This window comes from Streptomyces longisporoflavus (assembly GCF_014649775.1).
Taxonomy (GTDB): domain Bacteria; phylum Actinomycetota; class Actinomycetes; order Streptomycetales; family Streptomycetaceae; genus Streptomyces; species Streptomyces longisporoflavus.
In genome coordinates, this window is record NZ_BMTR01000005.1 from 282,324 (window position 1) to 302,714 (window position 20,391).

Below are 20,391 nucleotides of genomic sequence, written 5' to 3' on the forward strand. Positions count from 1 at the left end.
TAGGCGGGATACGGGGTCATCGGGCGGGTGGGATGCGGGGTAATCGGGTGGGTGGGCGGGAAAAGATCCGCCGCGAAGCGGCGGCCCATAAGGCGTCCCGCCAGAAAGAAGTCAGGCGCTACCACCGCGCCGGCGGCGGGGAAGTCAGCTGGTCGGCGAGGCGGGAGAGGCGGTCCCGGAGCCGGTGACGGCCCCGTGCCACCGGAACCGCGTTCTCCCCCGCCGCCGCGCTCACCAAGTGCTGGACCATGTCGAGATCGAGGTCGGGCGACTGAGGCACGGCGAGCGCCTCGTGCGCCAAGGCCCGCAGATCCCCGTGCCCCGAACCCAGGGCAAGCACCGTCGCCCCCGCCGCCCGCGCGTCGTGCACCCGTTCGAGCAACCCCGCCCCCGGCGGCTCCGCCGGCGTGTCCGGCGCCACCACGAGCAGCGTCTCGCCGCGTCGTGCCGCCTCGATCCGGCCGAGCCCGGTCGACAGGTGGGCGGGATCGCCCTCCCGTACCCGGTGGCGTACGAGCGTCGGCGTCAGTTCCGGCGTACCGGACCAGGCCGCCTCGTCCACGAGATGCGCGGCCAGATGCCAGGGCTCGTACTCCTCCGTGCCCACCAGGAGGAGCCCGCCCCCGTGCGGCACCACGGAGGACCGCAGTGTCCCCGCGAAGCGGCGCGTCGCGCCCACCCACTCGGTCCCGGCGAGCACTTCGCGAAGCAGCGCGACCCGTACGGCGTCCATGGGGCGGCATCCTGCCTCAACGGGCGAGACGTCAGGCGGAGTTCACCGGGAATTCGCCCGCGGTGGGGACGGACCGGGGATGGCTGATGAGACAAGTGTTCCTTTCCGCGCCGGGCGCGAGGGCTACGCGAGCTTCCGTATCCCCGCCGTCGTGCGCACGAACTCCGGCACCCTGCTCGCCTTCTGCGAGGGAAGGGTCGGCTCGCAGGAGGACTTCGGCAACATCGACGTGGTGCTGAAGCGGTCCACCGACGGCGGCCGCACCTGGGGGGCGCTCCAGGTCGCCGCCAAGAACGGCGACAACCTCGCGGGCAACCCGGCCCCCGTCGTCCTCGACACCGGCCGGATCCTCCTCGTCCACGTCCGCAACGCCGCCGCCGCGACCGAGGACGCCATCCGGCGCGGCAAGGTCTCCGCCGCGAACGGGCGGCGTATATGGGTCCAGCACAGCGACGACGACGCTCTGACCTGGTCGGCGGCCAGGGAGATCACCGGGCAGGTGAAGAAGGCGAACTGGCGGTGGTACGCGACCACGCCGGGCCACGCCATCCAGCTGGGCGAAGGCACCGCCGCCGGCCGCGTCGTCGTGCCCGCCAACCACTCCCTGCCCCCCACCGGTACGGACGACGGCACCGAGGGCAAGTACAACGGCGGCCACTGCCTGCTCAGCGACGACCTCGGCCAGACCTGGCGCATCGGCTACGTCGACGACAACACCGACGGCTATGTGAACGTGAACGAGACCACCGCCGCCGAACTCCCCGGCGGACGGCTCTACTTCAACACCCGCAACGACTCCCCGGCCCCCGGCACCAGAGGCGACGCCTACTCCGCGGACGGCGGCCAGAAGCTGGTCAAGCCCTTCCGGCCGCAGGCGGGACTCGTCGGCCCCGTCGTCGAATGCAGCGTGCTGCAACTGCGTACACCGGACGTGCTGCTGTTCTCCGGGCCCGCAGACCCCGGCTTCCGCGCCCTGATGACGGTGCGGCGCAGCCGGGACGGCGGCATCACGTGGCAGGACGCGTACACGGTGGACGGGCTGCCCGCCGCGTACTCCGACCTCGTCCGCATCGACGACGAGGCCGTGGGACTTCTCTACGAGACCGGTGACTTCAGCGCGTACGAGACGATCACCTTCCGGCGGATCCCGGTGGCGGCGCTGGCCTGACGGAGCCGGCGGCCGGACGGTGAGTAAGGTCGGCCGCATGACCTCTAACGACAGTGTGCAGAAGGCTCCGGCCAAGGATCCGTGGGAGCTGCCCGACGTTTCCGGGCTCGTCGTCGGCGTGCTCGGCGGCACCGGTGACCAGGGACGCGGCCTCGCCTACCGGCTCGCCCGCGCGGGCCAGAAGGTGATCATCGGCTCCCGTGCGGCCGAGCGGGCGCAGACCGCCGCCGACGAGCTCGGTCACGGCGTCGAGGGCGCCGAGAACGCGGAGTGCGCGCGGCGCAGCGACATCGTGATCGTCGCCGTGCCGTGGGACGGGCACGGCAAGACGCTTGAGGCGCTGCGCGAGGAGCTGAGCGGCAAGCTCGTCGTCGACTGCGTGAACCCGCTGGGCTTCGACAAGAAGGGCGCCTACGCCCTCAAGCCCGAGGAGGGCAGCGCCGCCGAGCAGGCCGCCGCCCTCCTGCCGGACTCCAGGGTCACGGCCGCCTTCCACCACCTGTCGGCGGTGCTGCTCCAGGACCCGGCCGTCGAGGAGATCGACACCGATGTGATGGTCCTCGGCGAGGCCCGCGCCGACACGGACATCGTCCAGGCGCTCGCCGCGCGCATCCCCGGCATGCGGGGCGTCTTCGCGGGCCGGCTGCGCAACGCGCACCAGGTCGAGTCCCTCGTGGCCAACCTGATCTCCGTGAACCGGCGGTACAAGGCCCACGCGGGGCTGCGCGTGACCGACGTCTAGGACGTAGCGGGCATGGGGGACACTGGTTGCGGACGCCGCCGCGTGCGGCGGCCCGCCAGCCAGCCCACGGACCGACCCCCGACAGGAGCCGACCCCCATGCCCCGCCTCGCTCTCTACGCCCTCACGGTCTGCGTCCTCGCCGTCGCCGCGGCCGTGGTCTCCTTCGTCCAGGGCAACTGGGTCGGCGTCGTCTGGGTGCTGCTCGCCGGGCTCTCGTCGAACATGGCGTGGTACTACCTGCGCCGCGCGAAGTCGCAGCGGGACGCCTCGCGGGCCGCTACGGGTTGAGCGTGCAGTACTGGCTCGGGTCGCCGTCCCAGAAGCGGTAGAAGTCCTGGCCGCAGTACGTCTCCAGGTCGCCCACGCCGAGGCCGCGCAGGATCGCGTCGATCGCGTCGAAGAACGCGCCGTTCACCTCGGGGATCCACAGGATGCCGAAGACGGCGATCAGGCCGAACGGCGCGAACGGCTCCACCTGGCGGCGGATCTTGTGCGAGAGCCAGGGCTCGATCACCCCGTAGCCGTCGAGGCCGGGGATGGGCAGCGAGTTCAGGATCGCGGCCGTCACCTGGAGCAGCGCCAGGAAGCCGAGCGCGAACCGGAAGGTGTCCGGGACGCCGGAGAGCGCGTCGAGCCAGAAGGGCGCGGTGCAGACGATCGCGAACAGCACGTTCGTCAGCGGGCCCGCGGCCGAGATCAGGCTGTGCTTCCACTTGCCGCGGATCCGGCCCCGCTCGATGAAGACGGCGCCGCCGGGCAGGCCGATGCCGCCCATGATCACGAAGAGCACCGGCAGGACGATGCTGAGCAGCGCGTGCGTGTACTTCAGCGGGTTGAGGGTCAGATAGCCCTTCGCGCCGATGGAGATGTCGCCGCTGTGCAGGGCGGTGCGGGCGTGCGCGTACTCGTGCAGACAGAGCGAGACGATCCAGGCGGCCGTGACGAAGAGGAAGACGGCGAGCCCGGAGTTGTCCGCGAATCCGGTCCACACGGCCCAGCCGGAGACCGCGGTGACGGCGGCGATCCCGAGGAAGACGGGGCTGATCCGCCGGTCGCTGCGTCGGGTGGGAGCGGTGGTCATGGGGCGGGGCTCCTGGGTCTGGCGGGCCGGTTGTCGTACGGGACCGTACCCCGGCGTACGACGAAAACGTCTCGCACTCGGTGGGGAGTTCCGGGGAAGGTGGGGGCATGGCGCTGTGGAACGTGATGTACGACGACTGGCAGATGGAGTGCTGCGGGAAGCCGTTCTCCGTGGGGGACGAGGTGGCATGGCAGCTCGGCGGCGGCCCGCGGCTCTACTTCGTGGAACGGCACGGGGAGGAGGGGCCCGACACGGTGGGGCGGGTGCGGTCGATCCAGATGGTGACGCAGGGCTTCGAACTGCGTGCGGGCACGTACGAGCCGGTGGAGGGGGAGAGGTGGCTCCGCCCGGTGGAGAAGTGCCCCAAGTGGTTCACGGACCCGGTGGACGGCTGCCGAGAACAGGGCCGCTTCCGCAGCGAGGTGGGGGTGCTGGTCTCCTTGGAGGTGGCGGAGGACGCGGAGGGCGCGGAGGGCGCAGGCGCAGGGGAGGCAGAGGGCGCGGGGGAGGCTGGGGGCACTGCCTGACGGGCGGCCCGGCTCGCCGCGGGCCGCTGGGGACGGGGCGGGGCCCCTGGGGACGCGGGCCCGGGGACTCGGGCCGGCGGAGGCTCGGTCTGGCGGCGCATGGTGTGTCGGGGGGTTGGGGTGCAGATTGGCGGGGATTCGGCCCGGCGGCACATGGTGCGACGGGGGTTGGAGAACGCAGACCGGCGGGGACCCACAGCCCGGCGGCGCACGGTGTGTCGGGGGGTGGGGAGCGCATACCGGCGGGGACTCGCAGTCCGGCGGCGCACACGGTGCGACGGGGACCCGGGGGAACGCCGGACAAGGTGGAAGGGACTGCCTGACCGGCGGCCGTGTTCGCCGCGGGCCCCTGGGGACTCGGGCCGGCGGGGGCTCGGTCTGGCGGCGCACACGGTGCGGCGGGGACCCGGGGGGAACGTCGGACAAGGCGCGACGCGACGAGGCTCCGGGGCGAACCTCAGGCCCCCGAGACTGCCCTGCCGCCGCTCGTGCCCGCCCCCCGGTACCGCCTCTGCCTGCCCCCGCGCCGCCTCTGCCCGCCCTTGCCCGCACTTCGCCCGCCCCCCCCCGTGACCGCCCATGTATTCAGCCCCCCGCGGCATCTGACATCGCTCCGCACCTCCACCAGAGACAATGGACCCCGTGCGCTATCGCATTCTCGGCACCACTCAGGCATTTCACGCCGACGGAACGCATGCCCCCGTCGGCGGCTCAAGGCTGCGCGCTCTTTTGACGGTCCTTGCTCTGCGTGCTCCCCGGCCCGTTCCGGTGGCCGTTCTCGTCGGTGAGGTGTGGGACGGCGATCCGCCCGCCGACGCGACCGGGGCGGTGCAGGCGCTGGTGGGGCGGCTGCGCAGGGCCATCGGCGCCGACGCGATCGCATCGACCGAGGGCGGGTATCAGCTGTGTGCCGCGCCGGACGACATCGACCTGTACCGCTTCGACCGGCTCGCGGGCGAGGGCATGGACGCCCTCGCCGACGGTGACGCGGCCAAGGCCGCGACGATCCTCGACGACGCGCTGGCCCTCTGGCAGGGCCCCGTACTCGTCGACCTGCCGGACCGCACGGCGGAAGCCGCCCGGTGGGAGGCCCGCCGCCTGGAGACCCGCCGCGCCGGCCTTGCCGCGGCCCTCGCGCTCGGCAGGGCCGAACAGGCGCTGCCCGAACTCGCCGCCCTGTGCGACACCCACCCCCTCGACGAGCCGCTACAGGCCCTGCGGCTGCGGGCGCTGCGCGACGCGGGCCGCCCGGCGGAGGCGCTCGCCGCGTACGACGGCGTACGGCGGCACATCGCGGACCGCATCGGGGCCGACCCGGGGCCTGAACTCCGCGCGCTGCACGAAGAGTTGCTGCAGAGCGACGAACCGCAGCCGCCGCCGGCCAGGATTCGCCCGCCGCGCGGACCGCAGGGCAACCTGCGAGCCAGACTCACCTCCTTCGTCGGCCGCGAGGGCGACATCGAGGCCATCCGCGGCGATCTGGCACGAGCCCGCCTCGTCACGCTGCTCGGACCCGGCGGCGCCGGGAAGACGCGGCTCTCGCAGGAGGCCGCCGAGGCACACGCGGGCGGCGTTCCCGACGGCGTATGGCTGGCCGAGCTCGCGCCGGTCGAGGACCCCGACGCCGTCCCCGAGGCGGTCCTCACCGCCCTCGGGGCCCGCGAGACGGTGCTGCGCGGCGCGGGCGCCGAAGAGCTGCGGGCGGTGTCGGAGCGGCACGGCGACGACCCCGTGGTCCGCCTCACCGAACACTGCGCGCCTCGCCGCATGCTCCTGATCCTCGACAACTGCGAGCACGTCATCGACGCCGCCGCCCGCCTCGCGGACCGGCTGCTCGCGCACTGCCCCGGCCTCACCGTCCTCGCCACCAGCCGTGAACCCCTCGGCGTACCGGGGGAGTTGCTGCGCCCCGTCGAGCCGCTGCCGGAACCCATCGCCCTCCGCCTGCTCGCGGACCGCGGCGCGGCGGCCAGGCCGGGCTTCCGCGTCGAGGACGACCCGGCGGCGGCAGCGGAGATCTGCCGGCGCCTCGACGGCCTTCCGCTCGCCATCGAACTCGCCGCCGCCCGCCTGCGCATGCTCACCCCGCGTCAGATCGCCGACCGCCTCGACGACCGCTTCCGCCTCCTGACGAACGGCGCCCGCACGGTCCTGCCCCGCCAGCAGACGCTGCGCGCGGTCGTCGACTGGTCCTGGGATCTCCTGGACGCCCCCGAGCGCACCGTCCTGCGCCGCCTCTCCGTCTTCGCGGGCGGCTGCGACCTCGCCGCCGCCGAAGCGGTGTGCGGGGTGCCGGCCGAAGCGACCGCCGAAGGCGAGGGGGCGGGGCTCCGGCCGCCCGACATCGCGGACGTACTCGGCTCCCTCGTCGACAAGTCCCTTCTCGTCGCCGCCCCCTCGCCGCAGGGCGTCATGCGCTACCGGCTGCTCGAAACCGTGGCGGAGTACGCGGGCGAACGGCTCGACGAGGCCGGTGACCGCGGCGCCGCCGAACGGGCCCACCTCGTGTACTTCCGGGAGTTCGCCCGGCTGACCGAACCGCGGCTGCGGGGCGGCGGACAGCGGGAGGCCGTCGAGGGTCTCGAGGTGGAGTACGAGAACCTGCGCACCGCCCTGCGGCACGCGGTCGCCGCCAGGGAGGAGCAGGAGGCGCTCTGTCTCGTCCTCTCGCTCTCCTGGTTCTGGACGATCCGTGACCTGCGCGTCGAGATCCGCAACTGGGCCCGCGAGGTCATCGCTCTGGGGCCCGACCCCTTCGCCCGCCCCGTCACCCCGGTGGAGCCGCTCTACGAACGCTGCACGGACGCCCCGCTGCCCATGCGCCCCGAGGTGCTCGCGGAGGCGCGCCGCGGAGTCCACCTGATCCAGCTCTCCGTCATGGACATGAACCTGGCGGCCTGGCAGACGCCGGAGGCCGCCGCAAAGCTCGCGGGCATCCGGGAGGCGTACCGGCCGGGGCTTCCGCAGACCTGCTGGTCGCCGGGGAGCCTGTGGTTCTTCGCGGTGATGTTCGAGGGCGACATCACCCGGCTCTACGAGATCGTCGACGCGACCATCGACACCTGCCGCGAGCTGGGGTACGAGTGGGAGCTCGCCGCTTCCCTCCAGCAGCGCGCCAACATCCGTGCCAACCGCTCCGACTGGGCGGGCGACGCACGCCGTGACGCCGACGAGTCCCTGGAGATCTTCACGCGGCTCGGCGACGTGTGGGGCATGGCCGAGGCGCTCTCCTCGCGCGGCGAGGCCCACGAGCGGCGCGGCCGGTACACCCTCGCAGCCGAGGACTTCGGCGCCGCCATCGAGCACGCGGAGCGGCTCGGCGCCTGCGCGCAGGTGAACGTGCTCATGGCGAGGCTCGGGGGAGTGCTCGCCGAGGCGGGTGAACTGGCCAGGGGCGAGGAGCTGCTCTGGTCGGTCATGGAGCGTGACGGCGCCGGCGGCAACGGGCAGTCCATGCCCGCCGCCCGGTTCTTCCTCGTCGACCTGCTCGGCCGCACCGGCCGCACCGCCGAGGCCCGCGAGCAACTGCGGCTGCTGCGGACCGAGTTCAAGGCCGCCGAGTTCGTCATCTTCGACGGCTTCATGCTGGGCGCCGAGGCCTGGCTCGACACCGTGGACGGCCGTCATGCCGAGGGCCTCGCCGCGGCGCGCGCCGCGCTCGACAAGTCCGTCGACCCGCTGACCAAGATGATGGCGCCGCAGATGACCTCCGTCCATCTCACCACCGCGGCCCGCGCCCTGGCCGCGCTCGACGGCGGCCGGAACGCCGCCGACGCGGCCCGGCTGATCGCCGTGGCCCGGCGTGAGCTGCCGCCGGGTCACTTCGCCGCCGCCGCGGAACGCGAGATCAGCACGGCCGCCGAGGGGACGGCGCGCGCGGCACTGGGTGACGCCGCGTACGAGGCGGCGTACGCGGAAGGCGGCAGTCTCTCCGTGGAGGAGGCCGCCGCCCTCTGCGACCGGCACATCGCGTAGCCCGCGCGCTCAGCTCTTCGTGCGGAACTTGTGGATCGCGATCGGCGCCATCACCACCGTGAGCACCACCGACCAGCCGACCGTCACCCAGATGTCGTGGGCGACCGGGCCGCCCACCATCAGGCCGCGCGCGGAGTCGGCCAGCGAGGACAGCGGGTTGTAGTCGGTGAAGGCCTGCAGCCAGCCCGGCATCGACTGCGTCGGCGCGAAGATCGACGAGCCGAACTGCAGCGGCATCAGGACCAGGAAGCCCATCGCCTGCACGGACTGGGCGCTCTTCAGCGAGACACCGAGGACCAGGAAGATCCACATGATGGCGGAGCCGAAGAGGGCCGACAGGCCCACGGCGGCGAACAGGCCGCCCCAGTTCGTGATGTCGAAGCCCACCAGGACACCGACGACCATCATGACCGCCGTCGCGACGAGCATCCGCATCAGCTCGACCACGATCTTGGCGAAGAGCACCGAACCCTGACCGATCGGCAGGGTGCGGAAGCGGTCCATGATGCCGTTCTGGAAGTCCTGGTTGAAGCCGGTGCCGACGGCCATGGCGATGTTCATGCTCATCATCGCCATCATGCCCGGCACCACGTACTGCACGTAGGCGTCCTGACCGCCGCCGAGCGCCTGCCCGATGGAGCCGCCGAAGACGTACACGAACAGGAGCGTGAAGATGATCGGCATCAATATCGCGTCGAGCATCGACTCCGGGTCCTGGCGGATCCAGAGCAGATTGCGGCGGACCAGGGCGCTGGTGTGACGCACGTGGTCGCGAAGGCCGATGCGGGCATCCGCCTCGCCCTGATGGAGGGGCGGCGTGAGAGTGGTGGCGCTCATACGGCGACCTCCTCGAGTTCGGGGCGGGCGTCCTGCGGGGCGCTGGCCTTCTGGCCGGTGATGGAGAGGAACACCTCGTCCAGGCTGGGCAGTTCGGTGGCGATCGAGCCGATCGTGATGCCGCGCGCGGTGACCGCGCCGACCACGGCGGTGAGCTGCTCGTCGCTGAGGATCGGCACCAGGACCGTGCCGGACTCGGCGTCCACGGTCGAGCTGGCGAGTCCGGTCAGGCCCATGTCGTCGAGCGCGGCGGCCAGCGGGCGCAGCTCCAGCGGGTCGGCCGGGCGGATGCGCAGGGTGCGGCCGCCGACCTTCGCCTTCAGCTCGTCGATGCCGCCGTTGGCGATGACCTTGCCGCGGTCGATGACGGTCAGCTCGGAGGCGAGCTGCTCGGCCTCCTCCATGTACTGCGTGGTGAGCAGCACGGTGACGCCGTCGGTGACCATGCGCTTGACCTCGGCCCACACCTCGTTGCGGGTGCGGGGGTCGAGGCCGGTGGTGGGCTCGTCCAGGTAGAGGACGGAGGGGCTGCCGATCATCGACGCCGCGAGGTCGAGGCGGCGGCGCATGCCGCCGGAGTACGTCTTGGCGGGGCGGCCCGCCGCCTCGGTGAGGGAGAACCGCTCCAGGAGCGAGTCGGCCCGTGACCTGGCCTCCTTGCGGGAGAGGTCGAGGAGCCGCCCGATCATGTAGAGGTTCTCGCGCCCCGAGAGCTTCTCGTCCACGGACGCGTACTGGCCGGTCAGGCCTATGACCCGGCGGAGCTGGCGGGGCTGGCGCACGACGTCGTACCCGGCGACGACGGCCGAGCCCGAGTCCGGGACGACGAGGGTGGAGAGGCAGCGTACGAGGGTGGTCTTGCCGGCGCCGTTCGGACCGAGCACGCCGAGGACGGTGCCCTCGCGCACGTCGAGGTCCACGCCGTCCAGCGCTTTGGTCTCGCCGTAGTGCTTGACCAGTCCCCTCACGGTGACGGCGCTTCCCGCGCCGCCGGGGATGTTGTCGATTCGCTTCATGCCGTAAGAGTGGCAGCCGCCACCGACAAACCGCCGACAGCCCGCCTACACCCGGCCTGTGGGGGAAAGCGGACAGCCCGTCGACGGGGGAAATCGACGGGCTGCCGGTGGTGCCGCCATGGCTTGTACGGCGGTGGAGAACCGCCCTGCGGTGCTAGTGGACCGAGTGTTCCGCGGCCGGGAACGTGCCGCCCACGACGTCCTCCGCGAACGCCTTGGCCGCGCCGCTCATCACGTTCCGCAGCTCCGCGTACTGCTTCACGAAGCGCGGCATCTTGCCGCCGGTCAGGCCCAGCATGTCCGTCCAGACCAGGACCTGCGCGTCGCAGGCGGCGCCCGCCCCGATGCCGACCGTCGGGATGTGCAGCGAGCGGGTGACCTCGGCGGCGAGCTCCGCGGGGACCAGTTCGAGGACCACCGCGAAGGCGCCCGCGTCCTGCGCGGCCTTCGCGTCGCGCAGCAGCCGGTGCGCCGCCTCGTCGCCGCGGCCCTGCACGCGGTAGCCCATGGTGTTCACGGACTGCGGCGTGAGGCCCAGGTGGGACATGACGGGGATGCCGGAGGAGACGATCAGCTCGGTCTGGGCGAGGGAACGTTCACCCCCTTCGAGCTTCACCGCACCGACCCCGGCCTCCTTCACCAGGCGCGTCGCCGAGCGAAGCGCCTGGACCGGCCCTTCCTGGTACGAGCCGAAGGGCAGGTCGCCGACGATCAGGGCACGCGAGGTGCCCCGTACGACGGCCGCGGACAGCATGGTCATCTCGTCGAGGGTGACGGGCACGGTGGTCTCGTACCCGAGGTGACAGTTGCCCGCCGAGTCGCCGACCAGCATCACGGGGATGCCGGCCTCGTCGAAGACGGACGCGGTCATCGCGTCGTACGCGGTGAGCATGGGCCACTTCTCGCCGCGCTCCTTGGCGGCGGTGATGTCCCGGACGGTGATGCGGCGGGAGCTCTTGCCTCCGTACAGCGCCTTGCTGCTGTCGGCGGACGGGCTCGCGGCGGGAGCGGTGGACCCCGCGGGCTGGTTCTGGGCAGCCGGAAGTTGCGTCATCGCAACGGCTCCTTCTGTTATCTCGAGGCGCCCTGACGGCGTCCCCGGATCTCCTCCATGGTGGCATCGCGTGCCGCGAATCGGCTAGGGGCCCCCTTCGGTAAAGTCTTTACAATACGAGACGGTCTCGTATCGGAATGAGTCTACGGTGGACGTCATGACTACTCCCGCCGTCTCCACCCCACGCATACCGGAGGCCGTGCACCGGCGCCGCTGGGCGATCCTCGGCGTCCTGATGCTGAGCCTGCTGATCGTGGTGCTCGACAACTCGATCCTGAACGTCGCCATCAAGACGATCTCGACCCCGGAGCCCACGGGCCTGGGCGCCACCCAGGGCGACCTGGAGTGGGCCATCAACTCCTACACGCTGGTCTTCGCCGGGCTGCTCTTCACGGCGGGTCTGCTCGGCGACCGGCTCGGCCGCAAGAAGATGCTGCTGGTCGGCCTCGCCGTCTTCGGCATCGGCTCCGCGCTCGCCGCCGAGTCCGGCTCGCCCGTCCAACTCATCCTGTTCCGCGCGGTGATGGGCCTCGGCGCCGCCTTCGTGATGCCCGCCACCCTCGCCGTCCTGATGAACGTCTTCGAGCGCGAGGAGCAGCCCAAGGCCATCGGCATCTGGGCGGGCGGCGTCGGCCTCGCCATCGCGATCGGGCCCATCACCGGCGGCGTACTGCTCGACCACTTCTGGTGGGGCTCGGTCTTCCTGGTGAACGTGCCGATCGTGATCGTCGCGATCGGCCTGATGATCTGGCTCGTCCCCGAATCACGCGACCCCGGGCCGGGCCGGATCGACCTGGTGGGCGTGGGCCTGTCCGTCGTCGGCCTCGTCCTGCTCGTCTACGGCATCATCAAGGGCGGCCAGCTCGCCGACTTCACCGACCCCGCCGTCCTCGGCACCGTCTTCGCGGGCCTCGCCGTACTCGTCGGCTTCGTGCTGTACGAGAAGCGCAGCGACCACCCCTCCATCGACATCTCGTACTTCAGGAACCGCGTCTTCTCGGCGGCGATCAGCTCTCTCGCGCTGGTCTTCTTCGCGCTGATGGGCGTGACGTTCTTCGCGGTCTTCTACACGCAGAGCGTGCGCGGCTACTCCCCGCTGCAGACCGGCCTGCTGATGCTGCCGCTCGCCGCGGCCCAGCTCATCTTCGCGCCGCGCGCCCGCCTCGTCGTCGACCGCTTCGGCGTCCGGGCCGTGTGCGCGGGCGGCCTGCTGCTCCTGGCCTCGATGCTCGCCGCCTTCACGATCCTGGAGGCCGATACGCCGATCTGGATCCTGGAGGTCATGTTCTTCCTGATGGGCACCGGCATGGCGCACATCATGACGCCCGCGAGCGTCGTCATCATGCAGGCCCTGCCCCGCGAGAAGGCGGGCTCGGCCTCCGCGCTGAGCAACACCTTCCGGCAGGTCGGCGGCGCCCTGGGCATCGCCGTGCTCGGCTCCGTGCTCTCCGCGGCCTACCGCAACGGCGTCGAGGACAAGCTCACCCTCCTGCCCGCCGACGCGCGGCACGCGGCGGGCGAGTCCATCGAGGCCACTCTCGGCGTTGCGGCCAAGCTCGGCCCGCGCGGCGAGCCCCTGGTGGCCGCGGCCCACGACTCCTTCCTGCACGCCATGCACGTCACCGCGCTCTGCGGCGCGGGCGTCGCCCTGATCGGCGTCGTGGTCGTCGCCCTGTTCCTGCCGGGCCGCACGCCCCGCGAGCCGGAGCCGGAGCCGGAGGCCGACCCCGTGGGCGCGGGGCACTGACCGGGGCGGAGACAATCGATCCCGCACGACGGCGGTCGACGAGAGGCGGAGCAGACGTGGGCCACATCGCCAAGGGCGTCCGGGGGCGTCCCCGCAGCGAGGCCGTGGAGCGGTCGATCGTCGAGGGTGTCCTGAAGCTGATCGAGGACGGCGAGCCCCTCGCCGAGATCTCCATCGAGCGGATCGCGCGCACGGCAGGCGTGGGCAAGGCCACCATCTACCGCCGCTGGAGCGGCAAGGAGGAACTCCTCGTCGACATTCTGCGCGGCGTGGACGATCCTCCTCCCGAGCTGCCCGGCGAGTCCATGCGCGGCGACATCATCGTCTGCCTGGAGCATCTGCGCAGGCGCGGCGTGAACATGCGCTCCTCCGCGCTGCTGCACAACGTGTTCGCGCAGATGAAGAGCCTGCCGAAGCTGTGGGAGGCGTACCACGCGACCGTGATCGAACCCCAGCGCCGCGTCATGCGCGAGGTGCTGCGCCGCGGCATGGAGAACGGCGAACTCCGCGCCGGCACGGACCTCGTGCTCGCCAACGACCTCTTCGTCGGCCCCATGCTCGTACGCACCACCCTGCGGTCCGACGATCCGCTCGACGAGGACCTCGCCGAACAGATCGTGGACACGGTGCTCGCCGGGCTGCGGCCCACGGGGTGAATGTGCGCGTTTCGTCACAGCGGACCCGTTGTGCGCGGAGATGTGGAACCCGCCGCGCCGCCCTGCTCGTCATCGTCCCGTACGGCCGTCTCGGACGGCGGGGAGGACACCCGTTTATCGCCTAGGGTTTCAGGGGCGAGGACGGTTGCACGGCACCAGTGAGGCGACGAGCGTATGGCGCAGGCGTATGTGACGGAGACAGGCAGCGAGGGCGCGGGGCCCGACCGCCAGGGGTCCCGGTTCCGGCGCCTGATCGACGGTTGGCGCGGGGACCGGGGCATCTGGAGGCGCGGGCTCGTCACGGCCGGGGTCGCGGTCTTCCTCGCCCTGGTGATGCTCTTCCACGCGCAGATCCCGAACGGCATCGGCAACCTCGGCAGCCTCACCGAGACGTTCCTGCCCTGGCTCGGCGTGCTGATCCCGGTGCTGCTCGTCATCGGCTTCGTCCGCAAGTCCGCCGTCGCCCTGATCGCCGTGCTGCTGCCCGCGATCATCTGGGTGAACTCCTTCGGCGGCCTGATCACCGGCAAGTCCGCCACCGGCGGCGATCTGACGGTCGCCACCCACAACGTGAACGCGGACAACGCCGACCCTTCGGGCACCGCCCGTGACGTCGCCGCGTCCGGCGCCGACGTCGTGGCGCTCGAGGAGCTCACGCCGAACGCCGTCCCGACGTACGAGAAGGCCCTGGCCGGCACGTACAAGTACCACTCGGTGCAGGGCACCGTCGGGCTGTGGAGCAAGTACCCCCTGACCGGCACCAAGCCCGTGGACATCAAGCTGGGCTGGGTCCGCGCGATGCGGACGACGGTCGTCACGCCCAAGGGCGAGGTCGCCGTCCACGTCGCCCACCTGCCTTCGGTGCGGGTCAAGCTGGATGCGGGCTTCACCGCCAACCAGCGTGACGACAGCGCGGACGCGCTCGGTGAGGCGATCGCCGACGAGAAGCTTTCCAAGGTCGTGCTGCTCGGCGACCTGAACGGCACGATGAACGACCGCGCCCTGAACGCGGTCACCTCGCAGATGCGGTCCACGCAGGGCGCGGCGGGCGACGGCTTCGGGTTCAGCTGGCCGGCGTCGTTCCCGATGGCGCGGATCGACCAGATCATGGTGAAGGGCGTCGAGCCGATGTCGTCGTGGACGCTGCCGGAGACGACGAGCGACCACCTGCCGATCGCGGCGCGGCTCGAGATCTAGCCTCCGGCGACGGCAGGGCGGTCACTCCCGCCACATGCCGCACATCCGTTTTTAACCTCACGGAATACTGGGCCTGAGAGGGTTTGTTCCGTACGTAAACTTACGGAACACCGTCCCCCCGCATCCCTCCCCGATGCACCCCCTCCTGCGCTCCCCCGGAAGGTTTCTTCATGCCCCTGGCCCTGCTCGCCCTCGCCGTGGGCGCCTTCGGCATCGGCACCACCGAGTTCGTGATGATGGGCCTGCTGCCCAACGTCGCCGACGACCTCGGCATATCCATCCCCACTGCCGGACACCTGGTCTCCGCGTACGCCCTCGGCGTCGTCATCGGTGCCCCGCTGCTCGCCGCGGTCACCGCGCGCATGCCGCGCCGCCGCGTCCTCATCGGCCTGATGGTGCTCTTCGTCGCGGGCAATGCCCTCTCGGCGGCCGCCCCCGACTACCACTGGCTGATGGCCGCCCGCTTCCTCAGCGGCCTCCCGCACGGCGCGTTCTTCGGCGTCGGCGCGGTCGTCGCCACCGGCCTGGTGGCCCCCGAGCGCAAGGCGCGCTCGGTCTCCCTGATGTTCCTCGGCCTGACCGTCGCCAACATCGTCGGCGTACCCGTGGCCACGGCCATGGGGCAGCAGCTCGGCTGGCGCGCCACGTTCCTCGCGGTCAGCGCGATCGGCCTGGTGGCCATCGCCGCGCTCGCGTTCCTCGTACCCGCCGACCACGCCCACGGCGAGAGCGGCGGCCTGCGCGGCGAGATCCGGGCGCTGCGCAGCGTTCCGGTCTGGCTCGCGCTCGGTACGACCGTCGCCGGCTTCGGCGCGCTGTTCTCCGCGTACAGCTATGTGACGCCCATGCTCACGGACGCGGCGGGCTACGCCGAGTCCAGCGTCACGCTGCTGCTCGCGCTGTTCGGTGTCGGCGCGACCGCGGGCAACCTGCTCGGCGGCCGGCTCGCCGACCACTCGCTGCGGGGCACGCTCTTCGGCGGACTCACGGCCCTGGTCGTCGTCCTCGCCCTGTTCCCGCTCATGATGGGCGCCGCGTGGGGCGCGGCGATCGCGGTGGCGCTGCTCGGCATGGCGGCGTTCACGACCGGGTCGCCGTTGCAGCTGATGGTCATGGAGAAGGCGTCCGCCGCCCCGTCCCTGGCCTCGTCCGCGAACCAGGCGGCGTTCAACCTCGCCAACGCGGGCGGTGCCTGGATCGGCGGCCTCGCGCTTGCCGCGGGCTTCGGCGTGACGTCGCCGGCGGTGGCGGGCGCGTTCCTCGCGGTGCTCGGCCTCGCCGTGGCCGGCCTCGCGTACGTGGTGGACCTGCGGTCGCCCGCGCCGATGCCCGCCGCGGGCAACGAGCGCCTGGTGGCTTCGGGGGAGCCGCGGCGGGAGGCGTCCCGCCGGTAACCCCTACGCCCCGGGTGACACACGGGCGGGCGACTGATCCGCCGCCTCGCGGCGGATCTTTCCCCGCCCGCGTGCCCGCCCGTCGCCGTCAGACCGACTTCTCGCGCCAGTGATTGGTGATCGGCAGCCGCCGGTCCTTGCCGAAGCCCTTCGCGGAGATCTTCGTGCCCGGCGGGTACTGCCGCCGCTTGTACTCGGCGGTGTCCACCATCCGCAGCGTCTTGACGACCAGCTCCCGGTCGTACCCGGCGGCGACGATCGCGTCCGCCCCCTGGTCGCCGTCGACGTACATCTCCAGGATCGCGTCGAGCACGGGATAGTCCGGCAGCGAGTCCGTGTCCACCTGACCGGGCCGCAGCTCCGCGCTCGGCGGCTTGCTGATGGAGTTCTCCGGGATCGGCGGCGTCTGCCCGCGGTCGAGCGCCGCGCGGTTGCGCCACTCGGCGAGCCGGAAGATCACGGACTTGTAGACGTCCTTGATCGGCCCGTACGCCCCGACCGAGTCGCCGTAGAGCGTCGAATACCCCACCGCGAGCTCGGACTTGTTGCCCGGCGCGAGGACGATGTGGCCCTCCTGGTTGGAGAGCGCCATCAGCATCGTGCCGCGCAGCCGTGACTGGAGATTCTCCTCGGCGAGGCCGGTCAGACCCAGGGAATCCATGTACGCGTCGAACATCGGCGCGATCGGCACCGTGCGGAAGTTCAGCCCCGTACGCCGGGCGAGGTCCTCCGCGTCGCTGATGGAGTGGTCCGAGGAGTAGCGGGACGGCATGGCGACGCCGTACACGTTCTGTGCGCCGAGCGCGTCGCAGGCGATCGCGGCGGTGAGCGCGGAGTCGATGCCTCCGGAGAGGCCGATCAGGACGCTGCTGAATCCGTTCTTCGCGGCGTACGCGCGCAGCCCTACGACCAGCGCCGAGTACACCTCCTCGTCGTCGTCGAGCCGCTCGGCGTACCCGCCGGTGAGTTCCGGCCGGTAGGCGGCCAGGGGCTCTCCGGAGAGCGTGACGTGCTCGACGCGCAGCCCGTCGTCCACGATGCCCGACGGCGGCTCGGGTGCGGCGGCGGGCAGTTCGAGATCGAGGACCACGCAGCCCTCGGAGAACTGCGGCGCCCGCGCGATGACTTCGCCGTGCCGGTCCACGACCAGGGAGTCGCCGTCGAAGACGATGTCGTCCTGGCCGCCGATCATGGCGAGGTAGGCGGTGGTGCAACCGGCTTCCTGCGCGCGCTTGCGCACCAGTTCGAGGCGCTGGTCGTCCTTGTTCCGCTCGTACGGCGACGCGTTGATCGAGAGCAGCAGGCCCGCCCCCGCGGTGCGCGTCGCCGGGACGCGTCCGCCGTCCTGCCAGAGGTCCTCGCAGATGGCGAGCGCCACGTCGACGCCGTGCACCCGCACGACCGGCAGGGTCTCGCCCGGCACGAAGTAGCGGAACTCGTCGAAGACGCCGTAGTTCGGGAGGTGGTGCTTGGAGTACGTCAGGACGGCCTCGCCCCGGTGCAGCACGGCGGCGGCGTCACGCGGGGCGCCCGCGGGCTGGCCGTACTTCGGCTTGGCCTCCTCGGTGCGGTCGAGATAACCGACGACGACCGGCAGTTCGCCGTACCCCTCGTCGTTCAGCCGTGCGGCGAGCGTGCGCAGTGCCGCCCGTGAGGCGTCGACGAAGGACGACCGCAGGGCGAGGTCTTCGACGGGGTACCCGGTCAGCGCCATCTCGGGGAACGCGACGAGGTGCGCTCCCTGCTCGGCGGAGTGCCGGGTCCAGCGGACGATCGCCTCCACGTTCCCGGCGAGATCGCCGACCGTCGAGTCGATCTGATTCAGGGCGAGGCGTAGTTGAGGCACGGAGGCAGTCTAATCGTCAGAGCGACGCGATGTCCTGTGCGGCCGGTGTGGGGCGCCCCACGCGGGGGCGCCCCACGGCTTGGCGCCGGTCAGGCGCGGTAGCCGAGGACCGTCATCATCCCTGCCTCCGAGTGGTAGACGTTGTGGCAGTGGATCATCCACAGGCCCGGGTTGTCGGCCTCGAAGTCCACCGTCAGGGTGCCGTTCGGCAGGATGACCGCGGTGTCCTTGCGGGGGCCGTCCGCCACGTTCGCCAGGGTGAACGTGTGCCCGTGCAGATGGACCGGGTGCCACATCGCCGTCGAGTTGGCGAAGACCAGCCGGACGCGCTCACCCGCGCGGACCGGGTGGCGCTGGTCGGGTGAGTAGGGCTTGCGGTCGAAGGCCCAGTCGTACTTCGCCATGCCGCCGGTCAGTCGGATCCTGATCGTGCGGTCCGGCTTGCGGGCCCGGAGCGCGACGGACGGGGCCGCCCGCAGCTTGTCCGCCGTCAGAAGGCGGCCCTTCAGTTCGCGGGGGCGGGCCGAGGGAGCGGGTACCGCGCCGCCGCCCGTGCGCAGGACCGCGAGCGCCGCCGCCTTCTTGCCCTCGGCCGCCGCGGTCAGCGGGAACGCGCCGTCCTTGGCGGTGACCAGGACGTCATAGCGCTCGCCCATGCCGAGCAGCAGCGCGTCCGTCTTCGCGTGCTCCACGGGGAAGCCGTCCGTGTGCGTCACCGTCATCTCGTGGCCGCCGAGCGCCACCCGGAAGGCGGTGTCGCCTCCGGCGTTGATGATGCGCAGGCGGATGCGGTCGCCCGGGCGGGCCTTGAAGGAGGAAGGGGCGTCCGGTGTACGGCCGTTGATCAGATAGTGCGGGTAGGCCACGTCGCCCGCGTCGCCGCCGAGGAGGTCGCTCTTGGCGCCCATCATCATGCGGGAGGGGCCCTTCGGCGTGTCGCGCCCGCCGTGATCTGTGCCGTTCATGTCATGGTCGCCGCCCATGTCGTGGTCGCCCATGCCCATGCCCTTGCTGAGCTCCGCGAGCACGCTGTCCGGTGTCGAGCCGTCGACCCCGTCGACCCAGTCGTCCAGGACGACGACCCACTCCTTGTCGTACTCCAAGCGCTCCTTGGGGTCCTCGACGATCAGTGGTGCGTACAGACCGCGGTCCTGCTGGGTGCCCGAGTGGGGATGGAACCAGTACGTCCCCGGGTGCGGCACCGCGAAGCGGTAGGCGAAGTCGGCGCCGGGCTTGATCGCCTGCTGGGTGAGACCGGGGACGCCGTCCATGTCGTTGCGCAGGGCGAGGCCGTGCCAGTGCAGGGACGTGGCCTCGGGGAGGTGGTTGGCGAGCGTGAGGGCGAGGGTGTCGCCCGCGGTGACGCGGACTTCCCTGCCGGGCAGCTGGTCGCCGTACGCCCAGCTCCTGACCGTACGGCCGCCGAGGTCGAGCTCGGTCTTCGTGGCCGTCAGCTTCACCTCGCGGACCGAGCCGCTGCCGGCTCGCTTCTTCTCCGCGGCGGCGACTTCCCTGCCGGACGGGTCGACATAGCCCTCGGGGCTGCTGCCGGTCTTGGAGCCGCTGCCGTGTCCGGCATGGCCGGAGCCGGGACCGGAACCGGAACAGGCCGTCAGGAGTCCCGAACCGGCGACGGCGGTCGCCGCGCCGAGCAGAGTGCGGCGCGAAGGGGAGCGCAGGGGCTGATCGCGCAGGGTTCGATCGCGCGGGGTTCGGTTGCGCAGGGTTCGATCGCGCATGGCTGAGTACACCTCGTCGTGGTGGTGCGTGCAGATGGGCGCATCTGCTGCTTCTGATACACCGCTCGACGCCCGGAGGTTCCCACCAGGGACCGCACCGGTTCGCGGGCAGCACGAAACAGCCGGTGCGTCGGCCTAAATGCGCAGCACCGAGAGGCGGGACAGGAGTATGCGGGGCGGCGGCGGGTTGGGCCGCAGGCCGTCGAGCGGCCGGGCGAGCGGACGCGCGGCGACGGCGAAGCCGCCGGGCCGCAGCAGGCCCGCCTTCAGCAGCAGTACGAGGGCGAGCGCGGCGAGGACGGCCAGGCAGACGGAGAGCGGGTCCATGCCGCCCGTTCCGGTGACTCCGCTGTCGACGCTTACGTCCGCGGACGTAACCATGGGCGCCTGATGGTGGCGGGCGGCCTGTTCGGGCCCGCTCGCGTGGACCGGCGCCCGGCTCGGCGTGCGGCTCGGTGCGAGGCTCGTGGAGTGCCCGTCCGCCGCCTGGCTCATGGAGTGGCCGTCCGCCGACCGGCTGGTGGAGTGGCTCGACGACGGGTTCGGCGGGTGGCTCGCGGAGTGCCCTGTCGGGTGGCCCAGCGTATGCATCGTCACGATGCCGAAGAGCAGGGCGGCGAGCAGCAGGAGCTGCCTGCCGTTCGCTGATCTCTTCGTTGCCGCCATTGGCGGAACCTT

The 20,391-nt window shown here is 71.9% G+C and carries 17 protein-coding genes; 9 read left to right on the forward strand and 8 right to left on the reverse strand.

The window, feature by feature from the left end:
- Nucleotides 1–118: 118 nt before the first annotated feature.
- Nucleotides 119–733, reverse strand: coding sequence for a hypothetical protein (locus tag IE226_RS12755; protein ID WP_190081235.1), 615 nt, complete (start codon nucleotides 731–733; stop codon nucleotides 119–121).
- Between the two features lie 79 nt (nucleotides 734–812).
- Between IE226_RS12755 and IE226_RS12760 the strand changes: the two genes are divergently transcribed.
- The 3 genes from IE226_RS12760 (at nucleotide 813) to IE226_RS12770 (ending at nucleotide 2,932) form a co-directional block, all read left to right on the forward strand.
- Nucleotides 813–1,901 (forward strand): sialidase family protein, encoded by a 1,089-nt coding sequence (locus tag IE226_RS12760; RefSeq protein ID WP_190081236.1) that lies wholly within the window; start codon nucleotides 813–815, stop codon nucleotides 1,899–1,901.
- Between the two features lie 37 nt (nucleotides 1,902–1,938).
- Nucleotides 1,939–2,643, forward strand: a complete 705-nt coding sequence (npdG, locus tag IE226_RS12765) for an NADPH-dependent F420 reductase (protein ID WP_190081237.1) — start codon at nucleotides 1,939–1,941, stop codon at nucleotides 2,641–2,643.
- Between the two features lie 97 nt (nucleotides 2,644–2,740).
- Nucleotides 2,741–2,932, forward strand: coding sequence for a hypothetical protein (locus IE226_RS12770; RefSeq protein ID WP_190081238.1), 192 nt, complete (start codon nucleotides 2,741–2,743; stop codon nucleotides 2,930–2,932).
- On the opposite strand, the gene IE226_RS12775 is transcribed toward IE226_RS12770, so the two are convergent.
- Complete coding sequence (locus IE226_RS12775; RefSeq protein WP_190081239.1) at nucleotides 2,922–3,725, reverse strand: site-2 protease family protein; 804 nt, start codon at nucleotides 3,723–3,725, stop codon at nucleotides 2,922–2,924. The genes IE226_RS12770 and IE226_RS12775 overlap by 11 nt on opposite strands.
- A gap of 107 nt (nucleotides 3,726–3,832) precedes the next feature.
- Here IE226_RS12775 and IE226_RS12780 point away from each other — a divergent pair, with 107 nt between their 5' ends.
- On the forward strand, nucleotides 3,833–4,252 hold the full coding sequence (locus IE226_RS12780; RefSeq protein WP_190081240.1) for a DUF6578 domain-containing protein: 420 nt from the start codon (nucleotides 3,833–3,835) through the stop codon (nucleotides 4,250–4,252).
- 633 nt (nucleotides 4,253–4,885) lie between these two features.
- Nucleotides 4,886–8,227 carry an AfsR/SARP family transcriptional regulator gene (locus IE226_RS12785; protein ID WP_190081241.1) on the forward strand — a complete coding sequence of 1,114 codons (3,342 nt, stop codon included), beginning with the start codon at nucleotides 4,886–4,888 and terminating at the stop codon, nucleotides 8,225–8,227.
- A 9-nt stretch (nucleotides 8,228–8,236) separates the two neighbouring features.
- Here IE226_RS12785 and IE226_RS12790 read toward each other — a convergent pair whose 3' ends face one another.
- The 3 genes from IE226_RS12790 to panB form a co-directional block, all read right to left on the reverse strand.
- Entirely contained in the window at nucleotides 8,237–9,064 is an 828-nt protein-coding gene (locus tag IE226_RS12790; RefSeq protein ID WP_190081242.1) for an ABC transporter permease, read from the reverse strand.
- Complete coding sequence (locus IE226_RS12795) at nucleotides 9,061–10,080, reverse strand: ATP-binding cassette domain-containing protein (RefSeq protein ID WP_190081243.1); 1,020 nt, start codon at nucleotides 10,078–10,080, stop codon at nucleotides 9,061–9,063. Before IE226_RS12795 ends, IE226_RS12790 begins: the two co-directional genes overlap by 4 nt.
- A gap of 154 nt (nucleotides 10,081–10,234) precedes the next feature.
- Nucleotides 10,235–11,134 carry a 3-methyl-2-oxobutanoate hydroxymethyltransferase gene (gene panB / locus IE226_RS12800; RefSeq protein ID WP_190081244.1) on the reverse strand — a complete coding sequence of 300 codons (900 nt, stop codon included), beginning with the start codon at nucleotides 11,132–11,134 and terminating at the stop codon, nucleotides 10,235–10,237.
- A 157-nt stretch (nucleotides 11,135–11,291) separates the two neighbouring features.
- On the opposite strand from panB, the gene IE226_RS12805 reads away from it, so the two are divergent.
- From IE226_RS12805 to IE226_RS12820, 4 genes are all read left to right on the forward strand, one after another.
- On the forward strand, nucleotides 11,292–12,881 hold the full coding sequence (locus IE226_RS12805) for an MFS transporter (protein ID WP_190081245.1): 1,590 nt from the start codon (nucleotides 11,292–11,294) through the stop codon (nucleotides 12,879–12,881).
- A 56-nt stretch (nucleotides 12,882–12,937) separates the two neighbouring features.
- On the forward strand, nucleotides 12,938–13,537 hold the full coding sequence (locus IE226_RS12810; protein ID WP_229870836.1) for a TetR/AcrR family transcriptional regulator: 600 nt from the start codon (nucleotides 12,938–12,940) through the stop codon (nucleotides 13,535–13,537).
- 174 nt (nucleotides 13,538–13,711) lie between these two features.
- Entirely contained in the window at nucleotides 13,712–14,734 is a 1,023-nt protein-coding gene (locus tag IE226_RS12815; RefSeq protein ID WP_190081246.1) for an endonuclease/exonuclease/phosphatase family protein, read from the forward strand.
- A gap of 170 nt (nucleotides 14,735–14,904) precedes the next feature.
- Nucleotides 14,905–16,128, forward strand: coding sequence for an MFS transporter (locus IE226_RS12820; RefSeq protein ID WP_190081247.1), 1,224 nt, complete (start codon nucleotides 14,905–14,907; stop codon nucleotides 16,126–16,128).
- Nucleotides 16,129–16,216: 88 nt separating this feature from the next.
- Here the strand turns inward: IE226_RS12820 and IE226_RS12825 are convergent, their stop codons facing one another.
- The 3 genes from IE226_RS12825 to IE226_RS12835 form a co-directional block, all read right to left on the reverse strand.
- Nucleotides 16,217–17,974, reverse strand: coding sequence for an NAD+ synthase (locus IE226_RS12825; RefSeq protein ID WP_190081248.1), 1,758 nt, complete (start codon nucleotides 17,972–17,974; stop codon nucleotides 16,217–16,219).
- Between the two features lie 89 nt (nucleotides 17,975–18,063).
- Nucleotides 18,064–19,653: a multicopper oxidase family protein gene (locus IE226_RS12830; protein WP_229870879.1), complete on the reverse strand. Its 1,590-nt coding sequence runs from the start codon at nucleotides 19,651–19,653 to the stop codon at nucleotides 18,064–18,066.
- A 195-nt stretch (nucleotides 19,654–19,848) separates the two neighbouring features.
- A complete protein-coding gene (locus IE226_RS12835; RefSeq protein WP_190081250.1) occupies nucleotides 19,849–20,379 on the reverse strand; it encodes a hypothetical protein in 531 nt (176 codons plus the stop codon).
- Between the last annotated feature and the right edge of the window lie 12 nt (nucleotides 20,380–20,391).

Excerpts from the sequence above, each read along its gene's own strand:
- IE226_RS12755 (WP_190081235.1), bottom strand. The coding sequence starts at position 733 with ATGGACGCCGTACGGGTCGCGCTGCTTCGCGAAGTGCTCGCCGGGACC.
- IE226_RS12760 (WP_190081236.1), top strand. The coding sequence starts at position 813 with ATGGCTGATGAGACAAGTGTTCCTTTCCGCGCCGGGCGCGAGGGCTAC.
- npdG (WP_190081237.1), top strand. The coding sequence starts at position 1,939 with ATGACCTCTAACGACAGTGTGCAGAAGGCTCCGGCCAAGGATCCGTGG.
- IE226_RS12770 (WP_190081238.1), top strand. The coding sequence starts at position 2,741 with ATGCCCCGCCTCGCTCTCTACGCCCTCACGGTCTGCGTCCTCGCCGTC.
- IE226_RS12775 (WP_190081239.1), bottom strand. The coding sequence starts at position 3,725 with ATGACCACCGCTCCCACCCGACGCAGCGACCGGCGGATCAGCCCCGTC.
- IE226_RS12780 (WP_190081240.1), top strand. The coding sequence starts at position 3,833 with ATGGCGCTGTGGAACGTGATGTACGACGACTGGCAGATGGAGTGCTGC.
- IE226_RS12785 (WP_190081241.1), top strand. The coding sequence starts at position 4,886 with ATGGACCCCGTGCGCTATCGCATTCTCGGCACCACTCAGGCATTTCAC.
- IE226_RS12790 (WP_190081242.1), bottom strand. The coding sequence starts at position 9,064 with ATGAGCGCCACCACTCTCACGCCGCCCCTCCATCAGGGCGAGGCGGAT.
- IE226_RS12795 (WP_190081243.1), bottom strand. The coding sequence starts at position 10,080 with ATGAAGCGAATCGACAACATCCCCGGCGGCGCGGGAAGCGCCGTCACC.
- panB (WP_190081244.1), bottom strand. The coding sequence starts at position 11,134 with ATGACGCAACTTCCGGCTGCCCAGAACCAGCCCGCGGGGTCCACCGCT.
- IE226_RS12805 (WP_190081245.1), top strand. The coding sequence starts at position 11,292 with ATGACTACTCCCGCCGTCTCCACCCCACGCATACCGGAGGCCGTGCAC.
- IE226_RS12815 (WP_190081246.1), top strand. The coding sequence starts at position 13,712 with ATGGCGCAGGCGTATGTGACGGAGACAGGCAGCGAGGGCGCGGGGCCC.
- IE226_RS12820 (WP_190081247.1), top strand. The coding sequence starts at position 14,905 with ATGCCCCTGGCCCTGCTCGCCCTCGCCGTGGGCGCCTTCGGCATCGGC.
- IE226_RS12835 (WP_190081250.1), bottom strand. The coding sequence starts at position 20,379 with ATGGCGGCAACGAAGAGATCAGCGAACGGCAGGCAGCTCCTGCTGCTC.